Below are 22,064 nucleotides of genomic sequence, written 5' to 3'. Positions count from 1 at the left end.
ACGTCCGGCCCGAAGATCGGGGAGCCGCGCGAGCCGCGGGGCTAGCCGGAGGCCGGGGCGGCGGCGTCGCTGTAGGCGTCGGCCTCGGCCGCCATGCCCTCCAGCAGCTCGTCCAGCGCCGCCCGCAGATGCCCGGCCAGGCTCCACACATCGGACATGCGCTCCGGGCACGCCACCACGCCGAAGTCGAGCATGCCGTCGTAGGAGAAGCACGTGATGCTGACGCCGCCCGTCATGTCCGTCAGCACCGACATCGGGTAGTACGACAGCACCCGCCCCCCGCACAGGTAGAGCGGGAACTGCGGGCCGGGGACGTTGCTGATGATCAGGTTGATCGGCGGGAACGCCACCGACGCCAGCCGGAAGATCGCCGGAGTCGCCAGGGCGGTAACCGGCGCGGGCAGCATCGAGCACAGCTCGTCCAGCCACCGCGCGGGCGCCACCGCGAACCGCCGCTTGGCCGCCGCCATCGCCGTCCCCACCTCGCGCAGCCGTACGCGGGCATCGGGCTCATGTGTGGGCAGTGGGGCGATCAGCGCGGAGATCTGGTTGCCGACCGCGTCCCGCGCCTCCGGCTCCCGCACCGCCACGGGCACAGCCGCGACCAGCGGCCCCTCGGGCAGCGCGTCCCGCTCCGACAGCCACGACCGCAGCGCCGACGTGCACAACGCCATGACCACGTCGTTCACGCTCAGACCGTGCGCGCGGGCGACGGTTTTCACGTCCTTGAGCGACACCGACCCGAACGCCAGCCGCCGTCCCGCGCTGATCGGGCCGTTGAACGGCGTCCGCGGCGCGATCATCCCCGGCCCCTCCGGCACCTCCGGCCGGGGCCGCCGATCACCCGCCAGCGCCCGCGCCGCCCTGGCCACCAGCCGCGCCCCGGGCAGCGCCCCGGCCAGCGGGATCACGTCCAGGTCCGCGGCCGCCCGCACGAGCGCCCCCGCCGCCCGCACCGGCTGCCCCGCCACCCGCGCCACCGCCCCGGCCAGCATCCCCACCACCCCGGGCTCCCCCTCCCAGCCGTACGCGCCCGCCTCGCCAGCAGCCGCCGAGGAGCCAAGCCCCTCACCGCCGACCGCGGCCTCGGGTTCGGAGCACGCCGCGCCCGCCTCGCCAGCAGCCGCCGAAAGGCCGAGCCCTCCACCGCCAACTGCGGCCGTGGGTTCGGAGCAGGCCCCTATCCCGTACGCGCCCCCGTCGGCACGGGCTTCCGCCGCGCGGCTGTCGGCACGGGCTTCCGCCGCGCCCCCTTCGGCGCGGGCTGCCGGTGCGTTGCCGGTGGCGAGGTGCCCCGGCAGCGGGGACGCGTCCGAGCCGGTCGGCGCGGGGCCCTGACCGGCGGGGCCTCCCGGGGTCATGGACGCCGACTCCCGAACAGGGGACGCCGACCCCCGGCTGGGGGAGGTCGTGAGGCCGGTGGGCAGGGGGCCGTCGGGGGTCAGGTCGAGGAGGGCGGCCAGCGTTTCGGCGCCCGAGACGCCGTCGATGGCCGCGTGGTGGACCTTGGTGTAGACGCCGACGAGGCCACCGGCGAGTCCGTGGATGAGGTGCATCTCCCACAGCGGACGCGCCCGGTCCAGCCGCCGGGCGTGGATCCGCGCCACCGCCTCCGCGAGCTGCCGATCCCCGCCCGGAGCCGGGAGCGTCAGCTCGAACAGGTGCCGGTCGAGGTCGAGCTCCGCATCGGTGACCCAGTAGGGCCGGTCCAGCCCGAACGGCACCTCGGCCAGCCGCAGCCCCAGCGCCGGGGCGAGGTGGAGGCGCCGCCGCAGGAGGTCGGCGAGCGCCTGCCGGTTGAGCCGCCCGCCGGCGGGGTCCACGATCGCCAGCCCCGCCACGTGCGCGGCGGTCGTCGCGGACTCGACGTTGAGGAACTGCGCGTCGAGCGCGGTCAGCTGGCGCATCTGCTCTCCTTTTCCCCAGCGACTTCCCCAGCGAGTTCCCCAGCGATGAAGCCGACGATCGCACAGAAGAATTTCCCGGACGTTTCCGCGAAAGTCTTACAGATGAATTCGGCGGCCCCGTGCGGCCCATTCGCTGATTGGCCAGCTCAGCGCGCTTCCGTGACATTTCCCTAACCGAGGACCACCTGCACCGGATGCCGTACGACGGCGCCGAACCCGTAGCCCTGCGGATGCCACGGCGCCTCCATCGGCTGGGTCGCGCCGGTCTCGTCCGTCGCCCTGGCCATCAGCACGTGCCGTCCGGGCCGGCTCGGCGCCCACTCCACGTGCCAGGGCAGCCAGGCTCTGACCAGGTGGTGGCCGTGGTGTTCGGCGGTGCGCCAGGTGGCGCCGCCGTCGACGCTGACCTCCACCCGGACGACGCGGCCGTGCCCGGACCATGACCTGCCGTGGAGCACGAGTGGCAGGCCCGCCGGCAGCGTCGCGTCCCAGGGGAGTTCGAACGCGCTCTTCACGGGGAGTTCGGCGACGTCGCGGTAGAACTCGGTGTTCCACGGCGTGAATATCGGCCGGGTGAGAACTTCGATGTCGCCCAGCCACTTGATGGACGCTATTCCCGCCCATCCCGGCACCACCAGGCGCACCGGAAATCCGTGGTCGTGCGGGAGGGGCTCGCCATTCATCTCGTACGCGACGAGGACGTCGTCCATCGCCTTGTCCGCGGGCAGCGGCCGGCGCACCCGGCCGTAGTGCTCGAACGGCGCGTCGAGCCCCTGGGCGAGCACGTCCACGGCCTCGCGCCGGATGCCGGACGCCTTCAGCAGGTCGCGCAGCGGCACCCCCCGCCACCGCGCCACCCCGACGGCGCCGAGGCCCCACGGGGTCCCCGGCGCGGGCTCGCCCTGCTGCGTCTCGTAGAAGCGCCGCCCGTTGCCCGCGCACTCGATGGCGGCGTCGATCGTGCGCGACGGCATGGCGAGCAGGTCGTCGTAGGAGTAGCCGGCCGCCTGCCGCAGCCCTTCGCCGTGCACCCGCAGCCGCCAGGTGGCCGCGTCGATGATCGGCGTGTAGGTGTGGTTGCGTACGAAGAACCGGTCGGTGGGCGTGTGGTAGCCCTGGCCCGCCATGCCCTCCCAGCGCATCTCCGCGCCGCTGTCGCGCAGCACGAACAGGCTTGCCGGCACCGGCTTCACCATCGTCACCAGCGAATGCGCCATGCCTGACCTCCCGCCTTTCCCCATCCACATTTCCTACCTGTTAACCATGTAATCGGCCGCAGCGCAAGCCACGCCCTCCTCCTCCGATCGATTTCCCCTTCACCGATCCATGCCCAACGGTGACAACCGGTAACATCCCGCCCCCTCCCCGGGCGGCCCGGGGGAGGACGGTGGCGTGAGGCAGGCGGGCCCCAGGGCCGCCCGTCAGCGGCCGAGGAAGGCGAGCAGCCGGTCGAGCGGCCAGGCGTTGATCACGTCGTCGGCGGTGAGCCAGGCGCGCTGCGCGATGCCCACGCCGAACCGCTGGTGCGCCAGGTGCGGGATGGCGTGCGAGTCGCTGTCGACGGAGAACTTGACCCCGTGGTGCTTGGCCAGCCGCACCAGGTCGGAGGGCAGGTCGGAGCGGTCGGGGTAGGAGTCGATCTCCATGGCGGTGCCGGTGCGCGCCGCCGCGCGGAAGATCGCGTCCCAGTCGGCGTCGACCGGCTCCCGCTTGCCGATCTTGCGGGTGGTGGGGTGGCCGATGATGTCCACGTACGGGTTCTCGCAGGCGGTGATGAAGCGCCGGGTCATCTCGTCGCGCGGCATCGAGAAGTGGGAGTGGACCGACGCCACGCACACGTCGAACGTGCGCAGCACCTCGCCCGGCCAGTCGACCGACCCGTCGGGCGCGATGTTGAGCTCGGTGCCGTGCAGGATGCGCATGCCGGGATGGCGCGGCTGCAACGCGGCGACGCGCTCGCGCTGCTCCAGCGCCTTGTCGAGGGTCATGCGCTGCATGGCCAGGTCGGGGGCGTGGTCGGTGACGGCGTAGTAGGAGTAGCCCCGGGCGGCGCCGGCGGCCACCATGTCCTCCAGCGAGGCGATGCCGTCGGTCAGGTCGGTGTGCGTGTGGAGATCACCGCGCAGGTCGGCCAGCTGGAGCAGGGCGGGCAGCTCGCCGCGGAGCGCGGCCTGCACCTCGCCGCCGTCCTCGCGCATCGGCGGCGGCACGAACTGCATGCCGAGCGCCGCGTAGATCTCCTCCTCCGACTCGGCGGCGATCACCCGCTCACCGTCGAACAGCCCGTATTCGGACAGCTTCCAGCCCTTCTTCACCGCCATCTCCCGGATGGCCACGTTGTGCTCCTTGGAGCCGGTGAAGTACTGCATCGCGGCGCCCCACGAGCCCGCCGGCACCACCCGCAGGTCGACCTGCATGCCGGAGGTGGTGCGCACGGACGTCTTCTTGTCGCCGGCCGCGATGACCTCGGCCACGTACGGCTGGGCGCGGAAGGCCGTCATGACGGACTCGTCGGCCACGGCCAGGATGTCGATGTCGCCGATCGTGTCCTTCATCCGGCGCAGCGAGCCCGCGTAGCCGATGCGCTCGGCCTCCAGCGAGCCCATGACCTGCTCGGCCAGCGCCATCGCGACGCCGATGTGGACGCGGCGGCCCGACTGCTCCAGCTGCTCGATGCCCTTGGCGAGGTTGGCCAGCGTCTTGGGGCCGAGGCCCTTGACCCCGTCGAGGCGGCCGGCGGCGATCGCCTCGCCGAGCGCGACGGGCGAGTCGATGCCGAAGTCCTCGAACAGCATGATCGCGGTCTTGGGCCCGAGCGAAGGCACCCGGGTCAGCCGCCGCACCCCGTCGGGCACCCGCCCGCGCAGGTCGTCGAGCTGCCGGAAGCTCCCGCGCTGCAGGAACTCCTCCATCTTCTTGGCGATCGCCTCGCCCACGCCGGGGACGGCGCGCACGTCGACGGCCGCGATGTCGTCGGGGTAGCCGGCGATCGCCTTGGCCGCCTTCTGATAACTGCGCACCCGGAACGCGTCGCCCCCGGTGAGCGCGAACAGCTCCGCGTATTCCTGGAGGGCGGCCGCAGCCTCCTCGTTTGCCCGTGCCATGGCCCCAAGCTTAGAAGCCCGCACCGACAGTCCCGGAGGTCAGCTGCGCCCGTTGCGCCGCAGCACGTCGACGGCCCGCACGGTGGCGGCGCCGCGCCACTCCAGCGCCCCCGCCGGGGAGATCCGGGCGTAGTCGACGCTCCACCCGCCGTCGTCCTGCTGCCCGGCCGCCAGCCGGTCCAGGTCGGCCGCGATCACCTCGGGCGCGAACAGCGTGCGGGCCGGCCGGTCCGGGTACGGCGCGACGTCGAGCGGCCTGAGCACCTCCCCTTCGGCGCCGCCCGCCACCGGCAGCACGCCCTCGGCGGGGAAGTGCCCGCTCAGCCGCTCCAGCAGCCGCGCCGCCTCGCCGCGCAGCTCCGCCACGGACTCGTGCACGGCGTCCAGGAACTGCACCGCGAACGACAGCACGTACGCGTGCGGATCGGTGAGCTCCTCGATCGCCTCCAGGCAGTAGCCGGTCGCCCGCGCGAGCCACGGATGGGCGGCCACGGCCGGGTCGTGCGCGGCGACGCGGTACGCGGCGGCCGCCGACACGGCGGTGATCTGCAGCGACGAGACGTCGTGGGGAGCGCCCGCCCACCACGGCGCGGTCGCCGCCGGGACGGCCAGCGGCAGCGCGAACGGCAGCCCGCCGTCGGGCAGCGTCACCGAGGCCAGCCAGTCGCACAGCGCCGCCGCGTGCGGCGAGGTCGCGGGCGCGATCTCCGCGAACACCTCGAACGCGTGCAGCGCGGCCCCCGGCTGGCTCTCGGGCGAGCGCAGGTCCGGCTCCAGGCCCCACCCGTAGCCGCCGTCGGGATTGCGGTAGGCGTCCAGCGCGGCCAGCACGCCCGCCCGGTCCCCGCCGCCCCACAGCAGGTCGAAGCGGCGCCGGTCGAGAACTCTCGCGTGGCCGGCCATGAACGCGGCGGCCACGGAACGGTCGAAGGTCATACGGCCATCCTGCTACGCCGGCGACCTGCGGTCTTGTAGGTTCCGGCCAACCGGGAGCGGGTCACGGCACGCGCCGGACGGGGGCGAAGAAGACGGGGTCGGCGCGGGCGACGGCGTGCGACATGAGCCCGCGCAGGAACAGGCCGTGACCGTGGGCGCGGCCGATGTCGTACTCGCCGTCGTGCCAGCCGCGCGCCGTGTTGCCGATGATCTCCGTCTTGCCGTGGTGATGGTTCTCCAGGTAGAAGCGGAAGAACGACACCGGCAGGCAGACCACCCCGAACCGCCCGTCCGGCCCGTACGCCTCCGACGCGACCCCCCGTGACTGGCCGGGCGCGGCCTTGGCGGCGCTGTCGGACCAGGTCACGTCGTCGAGCTTGACGTCCGCCCGGTCCGTCCACGCGGCCCCTCGCGGCACGGGCGAGGCCAGGCACTGGGCGTAGTGGCTGCGGTAGGCGGTGTAGACGTACGCGCGGGCGCGGCGGTTGAGCGTGGCCCACTGCCGCACGCCCTCCCACATCCGGGCCAGCTCGGGCAGCCGCTGCTGGTCGTTGTCGCCGAGGTTGACGTCGAAGGCGTTGATCTGCATCAGGTGCTCGGTGAAGAACGGCGCCCCGCTGATGTGGCGCATCAGCGCCACGATCCGGTCGCCGCTGTGGCTGTAGGCCGACAGCATCACGCCGCCCACCTTGCCGGACGGCGCCGGCCCGGACAGCAGGGCGGCCAGCGCCGCGTTCACCTCGGTCAGCGCGCCGAGCAGCCCGCCGGGCGTGGTCAGGTCGGACAGGTTGCCGCTCAGGTCGGCGATCGGGACGACGTAGGCCAGGTTCGGGTCGCGGGCGGTGACGGCCATGACGTGGTGGGCGACCGCCCGGAAGTCCGTCGACAGGTAGCGCGCGCCCAGCCGCACGTAGTACGCCACCCTGTCCGAGGGGTTCTTGCCGGTCCAGTACGGGCGGCTCTTCACGTAGCTGTCCAGGTAGGTCGGCGTGTGGAAGATGACGTGGAAGTTCAGCGGGCCCGTCATCGTGCCCTTGGCCAGCCGGTCGGCCAGCGCGCTCGGCAGCCACACGAAGAACAGCCTGGTGGTGCCCGTGTCGCGCTCCAGCGCGAACGCCCGCCCGGCCACCACGGCCCGGTTGGCCTCGCTGATCGAGGCCGAGCCGAACGGGACCGGCGCGTACGTGATGCCGTCGGCCATGCTCGCGTCGAGCACCTTCCAGCCGAACTTGCGCAGCTCGCCCCCGCCGAGCAGGGCGCGCGGCTCCGTCTCGGCGGCGCCGCCCGGCCCGGCCCGGAACGGCTCGCCGGGGTGGAGCTCCAGGACCCGGCGGCTGACGTCCCGCATCGCCATCGGTCAGGCGATCGTGGAGAGGTTGGACGTCACGGCGATGTCGGTGCCGGACGACGGCGTGTACTCGTGCCATTCGGCGATGAGCGCGCCCTTCTCACCCGGTTGCAGGATCGGCACCGGCGCCTGCGAGCCCCGGTGCGCGAAGTCGAGCCGGGCGACGGTGATGCGCGTGTTGTCGGGGATCGCGGTGACGACCTGGGCCTCCTGAACGCGCCGCTCGTCCTCGGAGTCGATGACGACCGGCAGCCCGACCACGAACCCGGCGCTGCTCGCCACCCTGATCGTCACCGGGGCCGCGCTGGGCGCCAGGTCCGCCGTCGTGGTGGTGAAGACGGCGTCCTGAAGGTGCACGGCCTCCTTGCCGGGGTTCGCCGGCGGGATGCCCGGATAGTTGCGGTCGTCGTACGCGGCGATCTCCCTGGCGATCGTCAGGTAGGGGCCGGGGACGGGCGCGCCGACCCCGCCGCCCTCGGCGAAGCGCATCCACCGCTCCTCCCAGCCCTTGCGGACGGTGAGCACGATCCGCGCGCTGCCCGCGCGCAGGAACGCCTGCCGGTTGGGGTCGGGATGGCGCAACTGCCGGATGAACGCCCAGCTCGGCGGCACGTCCCAGAAGTACGAGTAGAGGAACGTCACCACGTTCTCCCACTCGATCGCCTGGTTGATGAAGCGGATCAGGTCCTCGTGCTGGCGCAGCAGCGTCCACTGGTCCTGGCTCAGCCCGAGGCCGGGCCCGTCGAAGCCGATGCCGTGCTGGAGGTCGACGCCGGCGGCGACGAAGGCGGCCAGCACGTCGGCGGGCATGAAGTCGAAGTCGGTGCCGAGGACGAACCGCAACACGCTCTTCATGATCTCGTCGCTCTCCTCGCGGCGCAGCGTCAGCGTGTCGACGCTGGACAGCCGCTCCTCGATGGCGGCGATGCGCGCGGCGACCTCCTGCTGCTGGGCGAAGTAGCGGGCCTGGGCGGCGCCGTGCAGGGCGTTCCACACGTCGGCCCGCCACTGCTCGATCGTCTCCGGCATGAGCTCCCGGTGCACGGTCAGCCCGACGAACACCTGCTCGGCGTGGTGGAAGAAGAACGTGATCTTGTGTCGTCCGGTGAAGCCCGCCATGAACGGCCGGTCCGCGCCGACCGACATGATCCGGTGGTTGCGGATGATCAGCGCGCCGGTCTGCCCGTTCCAGCCGGGCTCGTGCCGGGCGCCGAGCACGTCGAAGTTCATCCGGTCGTCGGAGTCGTCCTTGCCGATCTGCGCGTCCAGGATGATCTCCCGCACGCGGGTGCCGCCGGGCACGTCGAACTCCAGGCCGAGGAAGAACCAGCCGCCGCCGGTGTCGGCCGTCGAGCTCGCCGTCAGCGGCGTGGGCGGCTCCGGATGCGGCCGGACGGTCACGCCGTGCCGGTCGGCGAGCCACTGGTACTTCGGCTTGCCCGTGGGCGACGGGTTGCCGTGCTCGTCCACGAGCTCGGTGGTCACGTCGGAGAGCTTCACGCCGAACGTGAACGGCCCCTGCTGGGCGCGCAGCGTCTCCAGCTCCGCGTACGCCCGCCGCATCGCCGCCCCCGGCTCCGGCACCGCGATGTCGTACGTGAGCCGCAGCCCGTAGCGGTAGAGCCGCACCCGCCACTTGCGCATCATGCTGAAGTAGTCGATCCGGATGGGCTCGCGGCCCGGGTTCTTCAGGACGCGCGTCGAGGTCGACGACGTGCCGGTGACGGTCGTGGTCGAGATCGTCACCTTGTGCTCGCGCCGCGACCGCGACGACGCCTTCTGCGTCGTGGACCGGGCGTGCTTGATGCTCTCGGTCGCCGACTCCGACTGCGACCCCTGCGAGGTGAACCCGGTGGTGCTCGACCCGGAGATGATCGGGATGCCGCCCTGGACCGTGCCGGTGATGTTGAACTGGTTGGAGTGCTGGCTCTGCGACGACGTCGACTGCGACAGGTCCGTGTTGTCCGTGACGCCGGTCTCGCTGACCTCCTCCAGCGCGTCGGTGACGATCGTGGTGAACTCCCGCGAGGTCACCGACCACTCCGTCTGCGTGACGGCGGTCTCCTCGCCGGGCGCCAGCGGCACGGTCGCCACGAGCTCGCCGCGCTGGATGCCGATCGGCACCATCTCGATCCGTTCGAGGTTGAGCAGGCCGATCGGCGGCGTGGCGGTGGCGGCGCGCAGCCCGCGCAGCGCGACGACCGCCGTGTTGAGCGCCTGCGCGGCCGGCCCGGCCTCGTCCGGGGAGCGCCGCTCCTCGGCCTCGCGCAGGCGTTCGGCGCGCAGCTCCACCAGCGTCTCGGCGAACGCCGCCAGCTGCCGGGCGGGAATCCGCGCCAGCGCCTCCGGGTCGGGCCTGAGCGAGGGCACCAGCGGCCGGGCGAACGCGCCGAGCAGGTCGAACGCGCCCGCCGACACGTTCACGGCGTCGTGGGCGCCGAGCCTGCGGCGGACCTCCTCCGCCTCGCCGGGCGCCAGCGCGAGCTGCCGGACCGCGCCCAGCTTGACCAGCCCGCCGCCCGGCTCGTCCTGAGGGACGTCGACCCGGACGGGAACGAGAGTGCCTTTGAGCACCTCACGCGCGGAGTTCTCGAGGATCGGAGCGGAACTGTCGGGTGATGACGGCATGACGAAACCCCCTTGCGGTTACGAGGGGGTTCGTGACGCGAGGCCCCAACGATAGACGAGCCGGGGCCCCGTGCCCAGCCCTCTCCCGGCTAGAAACGCACCTCGCGGGGGCGATACGGCTCGGACAGGAAGGTGAGCTCCTTGTCCGACAGCCGGACGTCCACCGCGGCCACCGCGTCGTCGACGTGGCGGTCCTTGGTGGCGCCCACGATCGGCGCCGTCACGCCGGGCCGGTGCAGCAGCCAGGCGAGCGCGACCTGCGCCGGCGGCAGCCCGCGCTCGCGCGCCACCTCGGCGACCCGGTCCACGATCGCCTGGTCGGCGTCCGGCTCGTACAGGTAGCCGATGCGCTCGTCGGAGCCGGCCCGCGAGGTCGCCGAGGCCGACCCGGCGCGCGCCAGCACGCCGCGCGCCAGCGGGCTCCACGGGATCACGCCCACCCCCTGGTCGGCGCAGAGCGGCAGCATCTCCCGCTCCTCCTCCCGGTAGAGCAGGTTGTAGTGGTTCTGCATCGAGACGAACTTCGTCCACCCGTTGCGCTCGGCGACGTGCTGCGCCTTGGCGAACTGCCACGCCCACATGGAGGAGGCGCCCAGGTAGCGGGCCTTGCCGGCCTTGACCACCTCGTGCAGGGCCTCCATCGTCTCCTCGATCGGCGTCTCGTCGTCCCAGCGGTGGATCTGGTAGAGGTCGACGTGGTCGGTGCCGAGGCGGGTCAGCGAGGCGTCGACGGCGGCGTGGATGTGCTTGCGCGACAGCCCCCGGTCGTTGACGCCGCGTCCCATCGGGAAATAGACCTTGGTGGCGAGCACGTAGTCCTCACGCCGCGCGAAGACGCGGCGCAGCAGGTTGCCGGTCACGACCTCGCTGGCCCCGGCGCTGTAGTAGTCGGCGGTGTCGAAGAACATGACCCCGGCGTCGGCCGCGCGTCGCACGATCGGCTCGGCCTGCTCCTCCGTCAGCGCCCACTCCTGCTTGGCCGGGTCGCCGTAGCTCATCATGCCGAGACAGACCCGCGAGACCTTCAAGCCGCTGTCACCCAAGCGCATGTATTCCATGCGGCCCACACTAGGGCTCGGGGCAGAGCGGCTGGGCGGGCAGACCCGGGAAGTGCTGGGACCACTCGTCGGCGGTGATCGGCGGGCTGGCGGTCGCGCAGATCCGCGCCGCCGTCCGCTCCGGGTCGGTGGCCCACAGCTTGGCCGTCCAGTCCTCGCCCGCCGTGACGAGGGTCCGCCCGTCGGGGGCGTACGCGACGGCGTCGACCGGCTTGGCGTGGCCGCGCAGCGTCGCCAGCCTGGCGCGGCCGGCCACGTCCCACAGCACGGCGGTCCGGTCCGAGCTCGCCGTCGCCAGGACGCGGCCGTCCGGGCTGAACGCGACCGACTTGACCGCGTCCGTGTAGCCGTCGAGCACCGCGACGCGCCTGGGCGCGGCGGGGTCGGCGACGTCCCAGAGCATGACGCGGCGGTCGGAGCCCGCGGTGGCCAGAGTCCGGCCGTCGGGACTGAACGCCACGGACTTGACCGCGTCCTCGTGGCCGTGGGTGAACGAGAGCAGCCGCCCCGAGACGTCCCACAGGCGCACGCTGTGGTCGGCGCTCGCGGTGGCGACGAGGCTGCCGGTCGTCGCCACGTCGTTGACCGGCCCGGCGTGCCCGCGCAGCGTGACCAGGCGGGCGCGCGCCGGGACGTCCCAGAGCGCGGCGGTGCCGTCGGAGCTCGCCACGGCCAGCAGCCGGCCGCCAGGGCCGAACGCCACCGACTCCACCGCGTCCGGGTGCTCGGCCAGCACGGCCGAGGTGCGTTCGCGCAGGTTCCACAGCCGGGCCGTCCCGTCGGCGCTCGCGCTGGCCAGCGTCCGGCCGTCGGGGCTGAAGTCCACCGCGTTGACCGGGCCGTCGTGCCCGCGCAGCACCCGCGAGGTGCGCTCGCGCACGCTCCACAGCCGGATCGTCCGGTCGTAGCCGCCGGTCGCCAGGGTGCGGCCGTCGGGGCTGAACGCCGCCCCGTAGACGGAGCTGCGGTGGCCGGTGAGCGTGTCGCCCGGCAGGTCCCACAGCCGCGTCGTCTGGTCCGCGCCGGCCGTGGCCAGCGTGCGCCCGGCGGAGGCGGCGGAGGTGACCGCGCCGGTGTGCCCGGCGAGCACGGCCAGCTCGCGCACCTCGCGCGGGTCGCCCACGTCCCACACCCGCACGGAGGCGTCGGCCCCGCCCGACACGAGCGCGTCGCCGGTGAACGCCAGCGAGCGCACCGCGTCGGTGTGGCCCTCGGCCGTGGCCAGCGGGCGGCCGTCGAGGTCCCACAGGCGCACGGTGCGGTCCTCGCCCGCCGTGGCCAGCGCCGGACCGGTGAACGCCACCGCGTGGACGGCGCCGGTGTGCCCCGCCAGCACGACCGGCGTACGGGTCCCGAGGTCCCACAACCGGGCGGTGCCGTCGGCCCCGGCGGAGGCGAGCGTGCGCCCGTCCGGGCCGAAGGCCAGCGCCGTCACGCCGCCGGAGTGGCCGTCGAGCGTGACCGGCTCGCCGCCGTCCAGGTCGTGCAGCCGGACGGCCCCGTCGGCGCCCGCGCTCGCCAGCGTCCGGCCGTCCGGGCCGAAGGCGACCGCCCCGGCCCCGGCCTCGCCCGCCAGACCCGGCAGCGGCGCGGGCCTGGCGGGATCGGTCGTGTCCCACAGCAGCACCGCGTCGCCGGCGCCCGCCGCCAGCGTGCGTCCGTCGGGGCTCAGCGCCGCCGAGACCGCGTCGGCGGTGAGGGCGGCCAGCGGGCGCGGGTGGCGCGGGTCGCGGGTGTCGGTGAGCCTGATCGTGCCGTCGGCGCCCGCCGTGGCGGCCAGCCGCCCGTCGCCGCTGAGCGTCACCGCCGTCACCGCGTCGCCGTGCCCGGTCAGCCGGGTCGCGTACGGGGTGCCGAACGCGCTGAGCAGGCTGCCGCGGGTCACCTCGTTCGCCGACAGCCGGTAGGCGGCCAGGCTGAGCTGCGCGGCCAGCGCCGGATCGGTGGCGCGCAGCGCCGCCGCCCGCTCGGCGACCCGCTGGGAGGTGGCGGTGTTGCGCTCGCGGGCCGCCTGCCGCTGGGCCGCGACGGCGACGGCGCTCGCGGCCACGGCCAGCACCAGCAGCGCGCTGAGCAGCACCACCAGCCGGCGCAGCCGCCGGACGCCGCGCCGGGCCGCCTCCTCCTGCGCCGCCTCGGCCGCCCGGCTCGCGGCCAGGAACTCGCGTTCGAGCGCGCTCAGCCTGCCGCCGGCCTCGGCCGCCGCCTCCAGCCGGACGCCCCGGTAGAGGGCGCTCGGGTCGCGGTCCAGCTCCCGCCAGGTCTGCGCGGCCTCGGTGAGCCGCCGGTGGGCGCGCAGCGCGTCGCGGTCCTCGGCCAGCCAGCCGTGCAGGCGCGGCCAGGAGCGGATCAGCGCCTCGTGGGTGAGCTCGACGGCGCCGTCGTCGACGGTGATCAGCCGCTGCGCCGCCAGGCGGCCGAGCACCACCTCGGTGCCGGGGTCGCCCGCGTCGAGCTCGGCCAGGGTGACGCGCCGCCGGGTGTCCTCGGTGCCCTCGCCGAGCGCGGTGAGCCGCAGGAACAGGTCCCTGGCCAGCTCCTGCCCGGCCGGTCCGAGCCGGCCGTAGACGCGTTCGGCGGTGTGGGCGAGCGCGCCGTCGATCCCGCCCGCCGCCTGGAAGCCGGTCAGCGTGAGCGTGTTGCCGCGCCGTCGCCGCCACGTCTCCAGCAGCGCGTGCGACAGCAGCGGCAGCACGCCGACCCGGCCCCCGGCGTGCGCCACGAGCTCGACCAGCAGCGCCTGCTCGACCACGCAGCCGGCGCGCGTGGCGGGCGTGGTGATGGCCCGCCGCAGCTCGCCGGGCGTCATCGGGCCGAGCACGAGCGGGCGGTCCAGCTCGCCGCGCAGGGCCGGATGCCCGGCACAGTGGGCGTGGAAGTCCGAGCGGACGCCCAGCACCACCCGGCACCGCGAGTTGCCCGCCCGCGCCGCCGTGACCAGCGCCTCGGCGAACCGGGCCCGCTCGGTCTCGTCGCGGCACAGGGTGAAGACCTCCTCGAACTGGTCGACGACGACCAGCAGGTCGCCCGGCGGGTCCCCGGCCGCCTGGCACGCGAACAGGTGCAGGGCGCGCGGCCCGGCGGCCAGGTCGGCGCGGATGCGCGCCGGGGACGCGCCCGTCAGGCGGGCGAGCTGGACGGCGCACTCCTCCAGCGGGTGCGCGCCGGGCGTGATGATCATCGACCGGTGCGGCCAGCGCGCGAGCAGCCCGGCGCGCAGCAGCGACGACTTGCCCGCGCCCGAGGCGCCGAACACCGCGACGAGCCGATCGGCCTCCAGCCGCCTGGTCAGCTCGTCGGCGAACCGCTCCCGGCCGAAGAACAGATCGGCGTCCTCCTCCCGGAACGCCGACAGCCCCGCATAGGGCGCCCGCAGGTCCGGCTCGGGATCCTCGGCGGAGGCCAGCTCGGCCGCCGTGGCGTGCCAGCGCTTCTCCCACTCTGCGGCGTCGCCGCCGCACGCCGTCACGTAGGCCAGGGTCACCGCCAGGCTCGGCAGCCGCTGCCCGCTCGCCGCCCCCGACAGCGTCGCCAGCGAGTAATGGGCCCGCTTGGCCAGCTCCCGGTAGGTCGGCCCGCCCGCGCGCCGGCGCAGCTCACGCAGGTCCGCCGCGAACCTCACCAGCGCGTCGTCGCCGGGCGGCAGCGGGAGCTCACCTCGTGGCACGCCCACCCCCGTAGAGCCGGTCAAACCATTCTGCATCAGGGCCCTTTGTTCGTCATGTGTTTGTTCGGCGCCCGCCACCGACACCGAACAGGCCCCGCCGCGATAGGACCGGAGCGAACGGCCACGGCGACACGGGGAAACGGGGGTTCGGGGCCATGAGAGGCGTGCTCATCGCCTGTTGCGCGGTCATGGCGGCCGCCGCGACCGGATGCTCGGGCGGGGCGGCGGCGCAACCGCCCGCGCCGGCGCTGACCTGGCGGCAGGAGCTGCGGATCGCCGACGCCCAGCAGCGGCTGATCCGGCAGTGCATGAACCGGCACGGCTTCGGCTACTGGGAGGACCGGGAGCTGACGCTCCAGGAGAGCCGCCCGGTGCGCTACGTCCAGGACGACGTGGCCTGGGCGCGTGCCTACGGGTACGGCAGCCGGATCGGCGGCAAGGACGGGGACGACCCCAACGCCGCCTACCGGCGCGGCCTGCCGGAGGCCCGGCGCGCCGCGTTCGACGCCGCGCTCGACGGGGGCCGCGGCGCCCGCCTGCTCACCGCGCGGCTGCCGGGCGGCGGCGAGATCCGCAAACGCCTCGGCGGCTGCGGGGAGGAGGCCGGCCGCGAGCTGTACGGCGACCCCGCCGAGTGGTTCCGCGTCAGCAAGGTCGCCATGAGCCTGGGCGCGCTCTACGGCGACGACCTCATGCGGGACGCCCGGCTCACCGCGGCGATACGGGCCTGGTCCCGGTGCATGAAGGCCGCGGGACACCCGTACGCCGACCCCCAGCAGGCCCGGGACGCCGTCCTGGGCCGTGCTTCCAGCGGCTTCGCGGCCGAGCGCGAGACCGCCGTCGCGGACGCGACCTGCGCCCGCGCGACCTCCCTGCGCGCCGTGGCCACGGCCCGGGAGGAGCACTACCGCGACCGCCTGCGCGACCGGTTCGGCGCCGACCTCGACGCCTACCGCAGGCTCGGCCTGCGGGCCTACGAGCGGGCGGTGCGCATCGTCCCGGAACGCCGCTGACCTTCACCGTCCACGCACCACCCACCCAACGAGAGGAAAGCACCATGCGCAAGATCACCATCTCGGCGATGCTCCTCGGCCTCGCCTGCCTCGGCGTCACCGTGCCCTCCACCGCCGCGCAGGCGGCGGGCGGCTGCGACGACGACTGGGGGCCGCGCAACGGCTACATGTACGCCTGGCAGGACCTCAACTGCGAGGGCACCCGGCTGATCGCCACCGCGGGCAACAGCTCGTACTGGGGCGCCGGGGCCACCGACAAGGCCTCGTCCGTGATGAACCGGGGCTTCACCGGCGGGCGTGACGCGGTCAAGTTCTACCAGGACATCAACCACGGCGGCGGCCACACCTGCCTGCTGGCGGGCGAGCTGTACGCCGACAACCTGACCGACAACCGGTTCAGCAACGGCGTCATCGTGAACGACAGGATCACCTCGCACAAGTGGGTGACTCCGGGCGAGTGCACGACGATCCTCACCTGACGCGGCCGGTGCGACGCGGGCGGTCCGGGGCGTCCCGGGCCGCCCGTCCGGCGTACGGGCGGGCCACGGGTGACAGATCGCGATCGGCGGTATGAGATGAGACGCAGCGCTGATCGACGAAGGAGTGCCCGACATGGACGTGACCGAGGCTTACAGGGCGAGCCGGGACCTGTTGCTGTCGCTGCGCGGTGAGCACGAGCGGGCGGTGGCCGAGTTCCGCTGGCCGGAGCTGGGCGACCGCTTCAACTGGGCGGTCGACTGGTTCGACGCCGTCGCCCGGGGCAACGACCGGCCGGCCCTGGTCATCGTGGAGGAGGACGGCACCGTCACCGAGCGCGGCTACGAGGAGATGTCCCGCGCCTCCGACCGGCTGGCGTCGTGGCTGGCGGCCCGCGGGGTGTCCAAGGGCGACCCGGTCATGCTCATGCTGGGCAACCAGGTCGAGCTGTGGGAGTCGATGCTGGCGGTGATGAAGCTGGGCGCGGTCATCCTGCCCGCCACCACCGCGCTCACCACCGCCGACCTGGCCGACCGGATCGAGCGCAGCGGCGCCCGGCACGTCGTCTGCAACGCCGCCGACACCGGCCGCTTCGCCGGCGTGCCCGGCGGCTACACGCGCATCAGCGTCGGACCGGCCGACGGCTGGGCCGACCTCAGGCAGGCCGCCGCGCTCACGTGGGAGCCGATCCCGCACCCCGGCACCGCGACCGGCGACCCGGTGCTGCTCTACTTCACCTCCGGCACGACGTCGCGGCCGAAGCTGGTCGAGCACACGCAGGTGTCGTACCCGGTCGGGCACCTGTCCACCCTGTACTTCATCGGCGTGCGGCCCGGCGACGTGCACCTCAACATCTCGGCCCCGGGATGGGCGAAACACGCCTGGTCGTGCTTCTTCGCGCCGTGGATCGCCGAGGCGACGATCTTCGTCTACAACTACGGCCGCTTCGACGCGGCGGCGCTTCTCGCCCAGCTGCGCGAGCGCGGCGTCAACACCTTCTGCGCCCCGCCGACCGTGTGGCGCATGCTCATCAACGCCGACCTGGGGGAGCGGCCCCCCGGCCTGCGCGAGGTCATCGGCGCGGGCGAGCCGCTCAACCCGGAGGTCATCGAGCAGGTGCGCCGGGCCTGGGGGCTGACCATCCGCGACGGCTTCGGCCAGACCGAGACCACCGCCCAGGTCGGCAACACCCCCGGCTCGCCGGTGAAGCCCGGCTCGATGGGCCGCCCGCTGCCCGGCGTCCCCGTGGTGCTGGTCGACCCCGTCACCGGCCGGCCGCTGAACGGGCCGGGCGAGGGCGAGATCTGCCTCGACCTGGCGCGCGGGCCCGTCCCGCTCATGCGCGGCTACCAGGGCGACCCCGGCCGCACCGCCGAGGCGATGGCCGGCGGTCACTACCACACCGGTGACGTGGCGACCGTGGACGAGGACGGCTACATCTTCTACGTGGGCCGCACCGACGACGTGTTCAAGGCCAGCGACTACAAGATCAGCCCATTCGAGCTGGAGTCGGTGCTCATCGAGCATCCCGCGGTGGCCGAGAGCGCCGTCGTCCCGGCCCCCGACCCGGTCCGCACGGCCGTGCCCAAGGCGTACGTCACGCTCGCCCCGGGCTACGAGCCGACCAGGGAGACCGCGTACTCGATCCTCAAGCACGCCCGCGACCACCTGAACCCGTTCCAGCGCGTCCGGCGCCTGGAGTTCGCCGAGCTGCCCAAGACGGTCTCCGGGAAGATCCGCCGCGTCGAGCTGCGGACCCGCGAGGCCGAGCTGCCCGGCGGCGCCGCCACGGAGTGGCGTGACGACCAGTTCCCCGAACTGAAGGGCTGAGCACGACCTGAGGTGTGCAACACCGGCCCGATCGGGTCCGATGGGTAAGAGGCGGGGGTGGTGGGCGCTCTCGCGACGGTACGGTCCTGTCGGGTCAGCCGCATGGCGGGGGACGGGTGGAAGAGACACGTAGCGTTCGCCGGTCGCGCTCCTGGACGGCCGGTCCCTCGTCGCCGTTGTGGACGGGCGGCATCGGGCTGACGGCCGGGCTGCTCGGCGTCTCCGTGGCGGTGCAGTCGAGCCTGGCGGGGAGCGGGCGGGAACTGGCCGGGTCGGTGACCTTGCTGGTGCTGTTGGCCGTGCACGCCAGGTTCGTGCTCGGGCTGCTGACCGGCGGCAGCCCGGGGTGGTGGGCGGCCGGGCTGCAGTCGTGGCTGACCTACCTGCCGCTGCCGCTGTTCGGGGCGGCGTGGACGCCCGTGTGCGGGCTGCTCGCCGGGGCGCTGCTGCTGGCCGCCGACCGGATCCGCTCGTTCGTGCTGGTCGCGCTCGCGCTGGTCACCGGCCCGCTGCTGCTGGCCGCGCCCGACCAGGCGTCGGTGGACCTCGGGTGGGCGGTCTCCGCGCCGGTGGTCGGGCTGGCCGAGTTCGCGGTCGTGAGCCTGGCCGTGCGGGCGCACCGCCTGTCGGAGGCGCGCACCGAGATGATCGGCAAGGCCGTGTCGTTCGAGCGCCGCCGCTTCACCCGCGACCTGCACGACCTGGTCGGCCACCGGCTCACCGTCCTGGTGCTGAAGGTGCAGCTCATCCAGCGGCTGCTGCGCGACGACCTGGACAAGTGCGAGAACGAGGTGCACGAGACGCTCGCGCTGGCGCGCGGGCTGGCCGCCGACGTCCGCGCGGTCGCCCACGGCGTGCGGCGCTCGTCGCTGGAGCGGGAGCTGAGCTCGGCCCGCGCGCTGCTGGAGTCGGTCGGGGTGCGCTGCCAGGTCAAGGTGTCGTGCCGTGAGCTGCCGTGGGAGGTCGCCGAGGCGCTCACCCACGCGCTGCGCGAGGGCGTGACGAACGTGCTGCGCCACGCCACCGCCCGCGAGTGCGTCGTGCACCTGCTGGAACGTGACGGCCTGGTGCGCCTGTCGATCCGCAACGACGGCGTCGGCCCGCCGCGCAAGCCGGGAGACGCCGGCCAGGGGCTGCTCAACCTGGCCGAACGCGTGTCGGTGCTCGGCGGCTGGCTGGAGGCCACGGCCCTGCGCAGCGGCGAATTCACATTCACCGTATTTCTCCCACGCGCCTTATAGTGAAAAATTCACAAATGCGAATTAAATTGCCACACATCAGTCATGTTATGTGTTACTAGACGCAATCCGGGCTTGGCGGGCAATCTCTAACGCATGGATCAGTATGAGCTGTACTGCCTGGCCGACAGATTGTTCTACGACAATCTCGACCACAGCGCAGCCGATGGCGCGGAATTCCCCCGCCGGCCCGTGCCGGAGGGCTGGTTTCATGACACGACCGACACCTGGTGCTATTACGCCCCCACCGGTGAGCCGCCCCTGCCCGCCCAGGGCTGGAAGATCCACGTGTCCGCCCGCGCCGACGACGCCGAGCGCGCCATAGCCGCCGTCTGGGACTACTGCGTCCCGCGCGGCATCGCGTTCAAGTTCCTGCGCGGTGCGCCCGTCCTGATCATGCTGAACTCCAAGGCCGCCTCCCGCGCCTCCAGCGGCAAACTCGTCACGATCTACCCGCGCGACGAGGGCCAGCTCGAACTCGTCCTGAAAGAGCTCGACGAGCTGCTGCGCGGGGTGCGGGGCCCGTACATCCTCAGCGACCTGCGCTACGGCGACGGCCCGCTGTACGTGCGCTACGGCGGGTTCGCCGAGCGGCACTGCCTGTCCGGCTCCGGCGAGCGCGTGCTCGCCGTCGAGGACGGCGGCGGCAAGCTCGTGCCCGACGTGCGCGGCGCCACCTTCACGGTGCCCCCCTGGACGACGCTGCCCGGCTTCCTCGAACCCCACCTGGCCGCGCGCAACGCCGTCACCACGAGCGGGCTCCCGTACACGATCGAGAGCGTCCTGCACTTCTCCAACGGCGGCGGCGTCTACCTGGCCCGCGACACGGGCACCGGGGAGCGGGTCGTCCTCAAGGAGGCCAGGCCGCACGCCGGGCTGGACGCCGCCGGCCGCGACGCCGTCGCCCGCCTGGAGCACGAACGCGACATCCTGGAACGCCTCGACGGGCTCAGCGCCGCGCCCGGCCTGCGCGGCTACTTCACGCTCGGCGAGCACCACTTCCTCGTGCAGGAGTTCGTCGACGGGACGCCGCTGCAACGCCGGCTCGTCCACCGCTACCCGCTCACCCGCGCCACCTGCACCGACGCCGACCTCGCCGACTACACGCGCTGGGCGCTCGACACCCTCGACCAGGTCGAGGCGGCCGTGGACGAGCTGCACGGGCGCGGCGTGGTCTTCGGCGACCTGCACCCGGACAACATCCTGCTCACCGACGACGGCCGGGTCGTGCTCATCGACTACGAGGTGGCCACCCTCACCGGCGACGGCGCCCGCGCCGCGCTCGCCCACCCCGCCTTCGCCGCGCCCCCCGACCGGCAGGGCGCCGACGTCGACAGGTATGCGCTCGCCTGCCTGCGGCTCGGCCTGTTCGCCCCGCAGTGCACGATCATGCTGCCGCTGCACCGGCCCAAGGTCGCCCACCTCGGCGAGCTCGTCACCGAGACCTTCCCCGTGCCCCGCGAGAGCGTGACCCGCGCCGTCGCCACGATCCTCGGCGGCGAAACCGAGACCCCGCCCCCGCCGCTGCCCGGCGTCACCCCCTGGCCGCACCTGCGCGACGCCATGGTCAAGGCCATCCGCGCCAGCGCCACCCCCGGACGCGACGACCGGCTCTTCCCCGGCGACGTGGCCCAGTTCAAGCCCGGCGGCGGCCTCAACCTCGCCACCGGCGCCGCCGGAGTCCTGTACGCGCTGGAGGCCACCGGCGCCGGCCGCTTCCCCGAGTACGAGGAGTGGCTGCTCGCCCGCGCCCTGCGGCCCGCCCCAGGCTCCGGCCTCGGCCTCTACGACGGCCTGCACGGCATCGCGTACGTCCTGGACCGGCTCGGCCACCGCCAGACCGCGCTCGACACCATCGGCATCAGCCTGCGCGAGCACTGGGAAGGCCTCGAACCGGCGCTGCACTCCGGACTGTCCGGCCTCGGCCTCACCTTCTTCCACCTCGGCTTCCCCGACGAGGCCCGCCGCGCCGTCGAACTGTGCGCCGACCGGCTCGGCGGCCCCGACGACGTGCCCGAGCTCAGCGGCGGCGACAACCCACGCGCCGGCCTCATGTACGGCTCGTCCGGGCCCGCCCTGCTCTTCCTCCACGCCTACGAGCGCACCGGCGACACCGCGCTGCTCGACCTGGCCGCCACCGCGCTCCGCCAGGACCTGCGCCGCTGCCGCCGCGCCGAGGACGGCTCCCTCCAGGTGAACCAGGGCTGGCGGCTGCTGCCCTACCTCGACGAGGGATCCGTCGGCATCGCCCTCGTCCTCGCCCGCTACCTCACCCACCGCCCCGGCGACGAGCTCGCCGGCGAGCTGGACGCGCTGCGCCTCGTCGCAGGCTCCGGCTTCTTCGTCCAGTCCGGGCTGTTCACCGGCCGCGCCGGCATCGTCGCCGCGCTCGCCGGAGACCCCCTGGCCGACGCGCACGTCAAGGCACTGAGCTGGCACGCCCTGCCCCACGCGGGCGGGCTCGCCTTCCCCGGAGACCAGCTCCTGCGCCTGTCCATGGATTTCGCGACCGGAACGGCCGGCGTCCTGTTCGCCCTCGGCACCGTGCACGGCACGGGGCACGCGGAGCGGACCGTCCGACTGCCGTTCCTTGAGGCCGCACCCGAGCGGCCTGTCCCCGACGAGCCTCGGAAGGAGGTGTCTTCACATGGTTCTTCTCGACCTGCAGGGTCTTGAGGCTCCCGCGGCCAGCGACGTGGCCAGCGGCGGCAGCACGCTCACGGTTCTCACGTGTCACTCCGGCAAGCCCAGCAACCTGAGTGTCGCCATCTGCCACTAGATCCTGTGGCACGGGTCCCCGCACCGCAGGTGCCGGCGCGGGGACCCGCTCACCTTCATGCCCCCCGAGGAGACGACGG

14 protein-coding genes are annotated in these 22,064 nt (G+C 73.7%); 6 read left to right on the top strand and 8 right to left on the bottom strand.

Annotated features, from left to right (window positions below):
• Window positions 1-41 precede the first annotated feature (41 nt).
• From ACBI99_RS39815 to ACBI99_RS39780, 8 genes are all read right to left on the bottom strand, one after another.
• Window positions 42-1,907, bottom strand: coding sequence for a wax ester/triacylglycerol synthase domain-containing protein (locus ACBI99_RS39815; RefSeq protein WP_375074831.1), 1,866 nt, complete (start codon window positions 1,905-1,907; stop codon window positions 42-44).
• A gap of 170 nt (window positions 1,908-2,077) precedes the next feature.
• Entirely contained in the window at window positions 2,078-3,124 is a 1,047-nt protein-coding gene (locus ACBI99_RS39810; protein WP_357590710.1) for a sulfite oxidase, read from the bottom strand.
• A gap of 204 nt (window positions 3,125-3,328) precedes the next feature.
• Window positions 3,329-5,011, bottom strand: coding sequence for a DNA polymerase/3'-5' exonuclease PolX (gene polX / locus ACBI99_RS39805; RefSeq protein WP_375074830.1), 1,683 nt, complete (start codon window positions 5,009-5,011; stop codon window positions 3,329-3,331).
• Between the two features lie 39 nt (window positions 5,012-5,050).
• On the bottom strand, window positions 5,051-5,947 hold the full coding sequence (locus ACBI99_RS39800; RefSeq protein ID WP_357590707.1) for a hypothetical protein: 897 nt from the start codon (window positions 5,945-5,947) through the stop codon (window positions 5,051-5,053).
• A gap of 61 nt (window positions 5,948-6,008) precedes the next feature.
• Entirely contained in the window at window positions 6,009-7,301 is a 1,293-nt protein-coding gene (locus ACBI99_RS39795) for a hypothetical protein (RefSeq protein WP_375074829.1), read from the bottom strand.
• Between the two features lie 3 nt (window positions 7,302-7,304).
• A complete protein-coding gene (locus tag ACBI99_RS39790) occupies window positions 7,305-9,869 on the bottom strand; it encodes a hypothetical protein (RefSeq protein ID WP_375074828.1) in 2,565 nt (854 codons plus the stop codon).
• A gap of 143 nt (window positions 9,870-10,012) precedes the next feature.
• Window positions 10,013-10,981, bottom strand: coding sequence for an aldo/keto reductase (locus ACBI99_RS39785; protein ID WP_357590701.1), 969 nt, complete (start codon window positions 10,979-10,981; stop codon window positions 10,013-10,015).
• A 10-nt stretch (window positions 10,982-10,991) separates the two neighbouring features.
• Window positions 10,992-14,648, bottom strand: coding sequence for a hypothetical protein (locus ACBI99_RS39780; protein ID WP_375074827.1), 3,657 nt, complete (start codon window positions 14,646-14,648; stop codon window positions 10,992-10,994).
• A gap of 155 nt (window positions 14,649-14,803) precedes the next feature.
• Here ACBI99_RS39780 and ACBI99_RS39775 point away from each other — a divergent pair, with 155 nt between their 5' ends.
• From ACBI99_RS39775 to ACBI99_RS39750, 6 genes are all read left to right on the top strand, one after another.
• On the top strand, window positions 14,804-15,661 hold the full coding sequence (locus ACBI99_RS39775; protein ID WP_375074826.1) for a hypothetical protein: 858 nt from the start codon (window positions 14,804-14,806) through the stop codon (window positions 15,659-15,661).
• Window positions 15,662-15,705: 44 nt separating this feature from the next.
• Window positions 15,706-16,140: a peptidase inhibitor family I36 protein gene (locus tag ACBI99_RS39770; RefSeq protein WP_375074825.1), complete on the top strand. Its 435-nt coding sequence runs from the start codon at window positions 15,706-15,708 to the stop codon at window positions 16,138-16,140.
• 133 nt (window positions 16,141-16,273) lie between these two features.
• A complete protein-coding gene (locus tag ACBI99_RS39765) occupies window positions 16,274-17,968 on the top strand; it encodes an AMP-binding protein (RefSeq protein WP_357593134.1) in 1,695 nt (564 codons plus the stop codon).
• Between the two features lie 116 nt (window positions 17,969-18,084).
• A complete protein-coding gene (locus tag ACBI99_RS39760; protein WP_375074824.1) occupies window positions 18,085-19,209 on the top strand; it encodes a sensor histidine kinase in 1,125 nt (374 codons plus the stop codon).
• Between the two features lie 93 nt (window positions 19,210-19,302).
• Window positions 19,303-21,882 carry a class III lanthionine synthetase LanKC gene (gene lanKC, locus ACBI99_RS39755; protein ID WP_375074823.1) on the top strand — a complete coding sequence of 860 codons (2,580 nt, stop codon included), beginning with the start codon at window positions 19,303-19,305 and terminating at the stop codon, window positions 21,880-21,882.
• Window positions 21,854-21,985, top strand: coding sequence for a SapB/AmfS family lanthipeptide (locus ACBI99_RS39750; RefSeq protein WP_156325919.1), 132 nt, complete (start codon window positions 21,854-21,856; stop codon window positions 21,983-21,985). Before lanKC ends, ACBI99_RS39750 begins: the two co-directional genes overlap by 29 nt.
• Window positions 21,986-22,064: the final 79 nt, after the last annotated feature.

The sequence above is a fragment of the Nonomuraea sp. ATR24 genome, assembly GCF_041950485.1.
GTDB lineage: Bacteria > Actinomycetota > Actinomycetes > Streptosporangiales > Streptosporangiaceae > Nonomuraea > Nonomuraea ceibae.
This window is presented reverse-complemented; position numbering and strand designations above follow the sequence as displayed.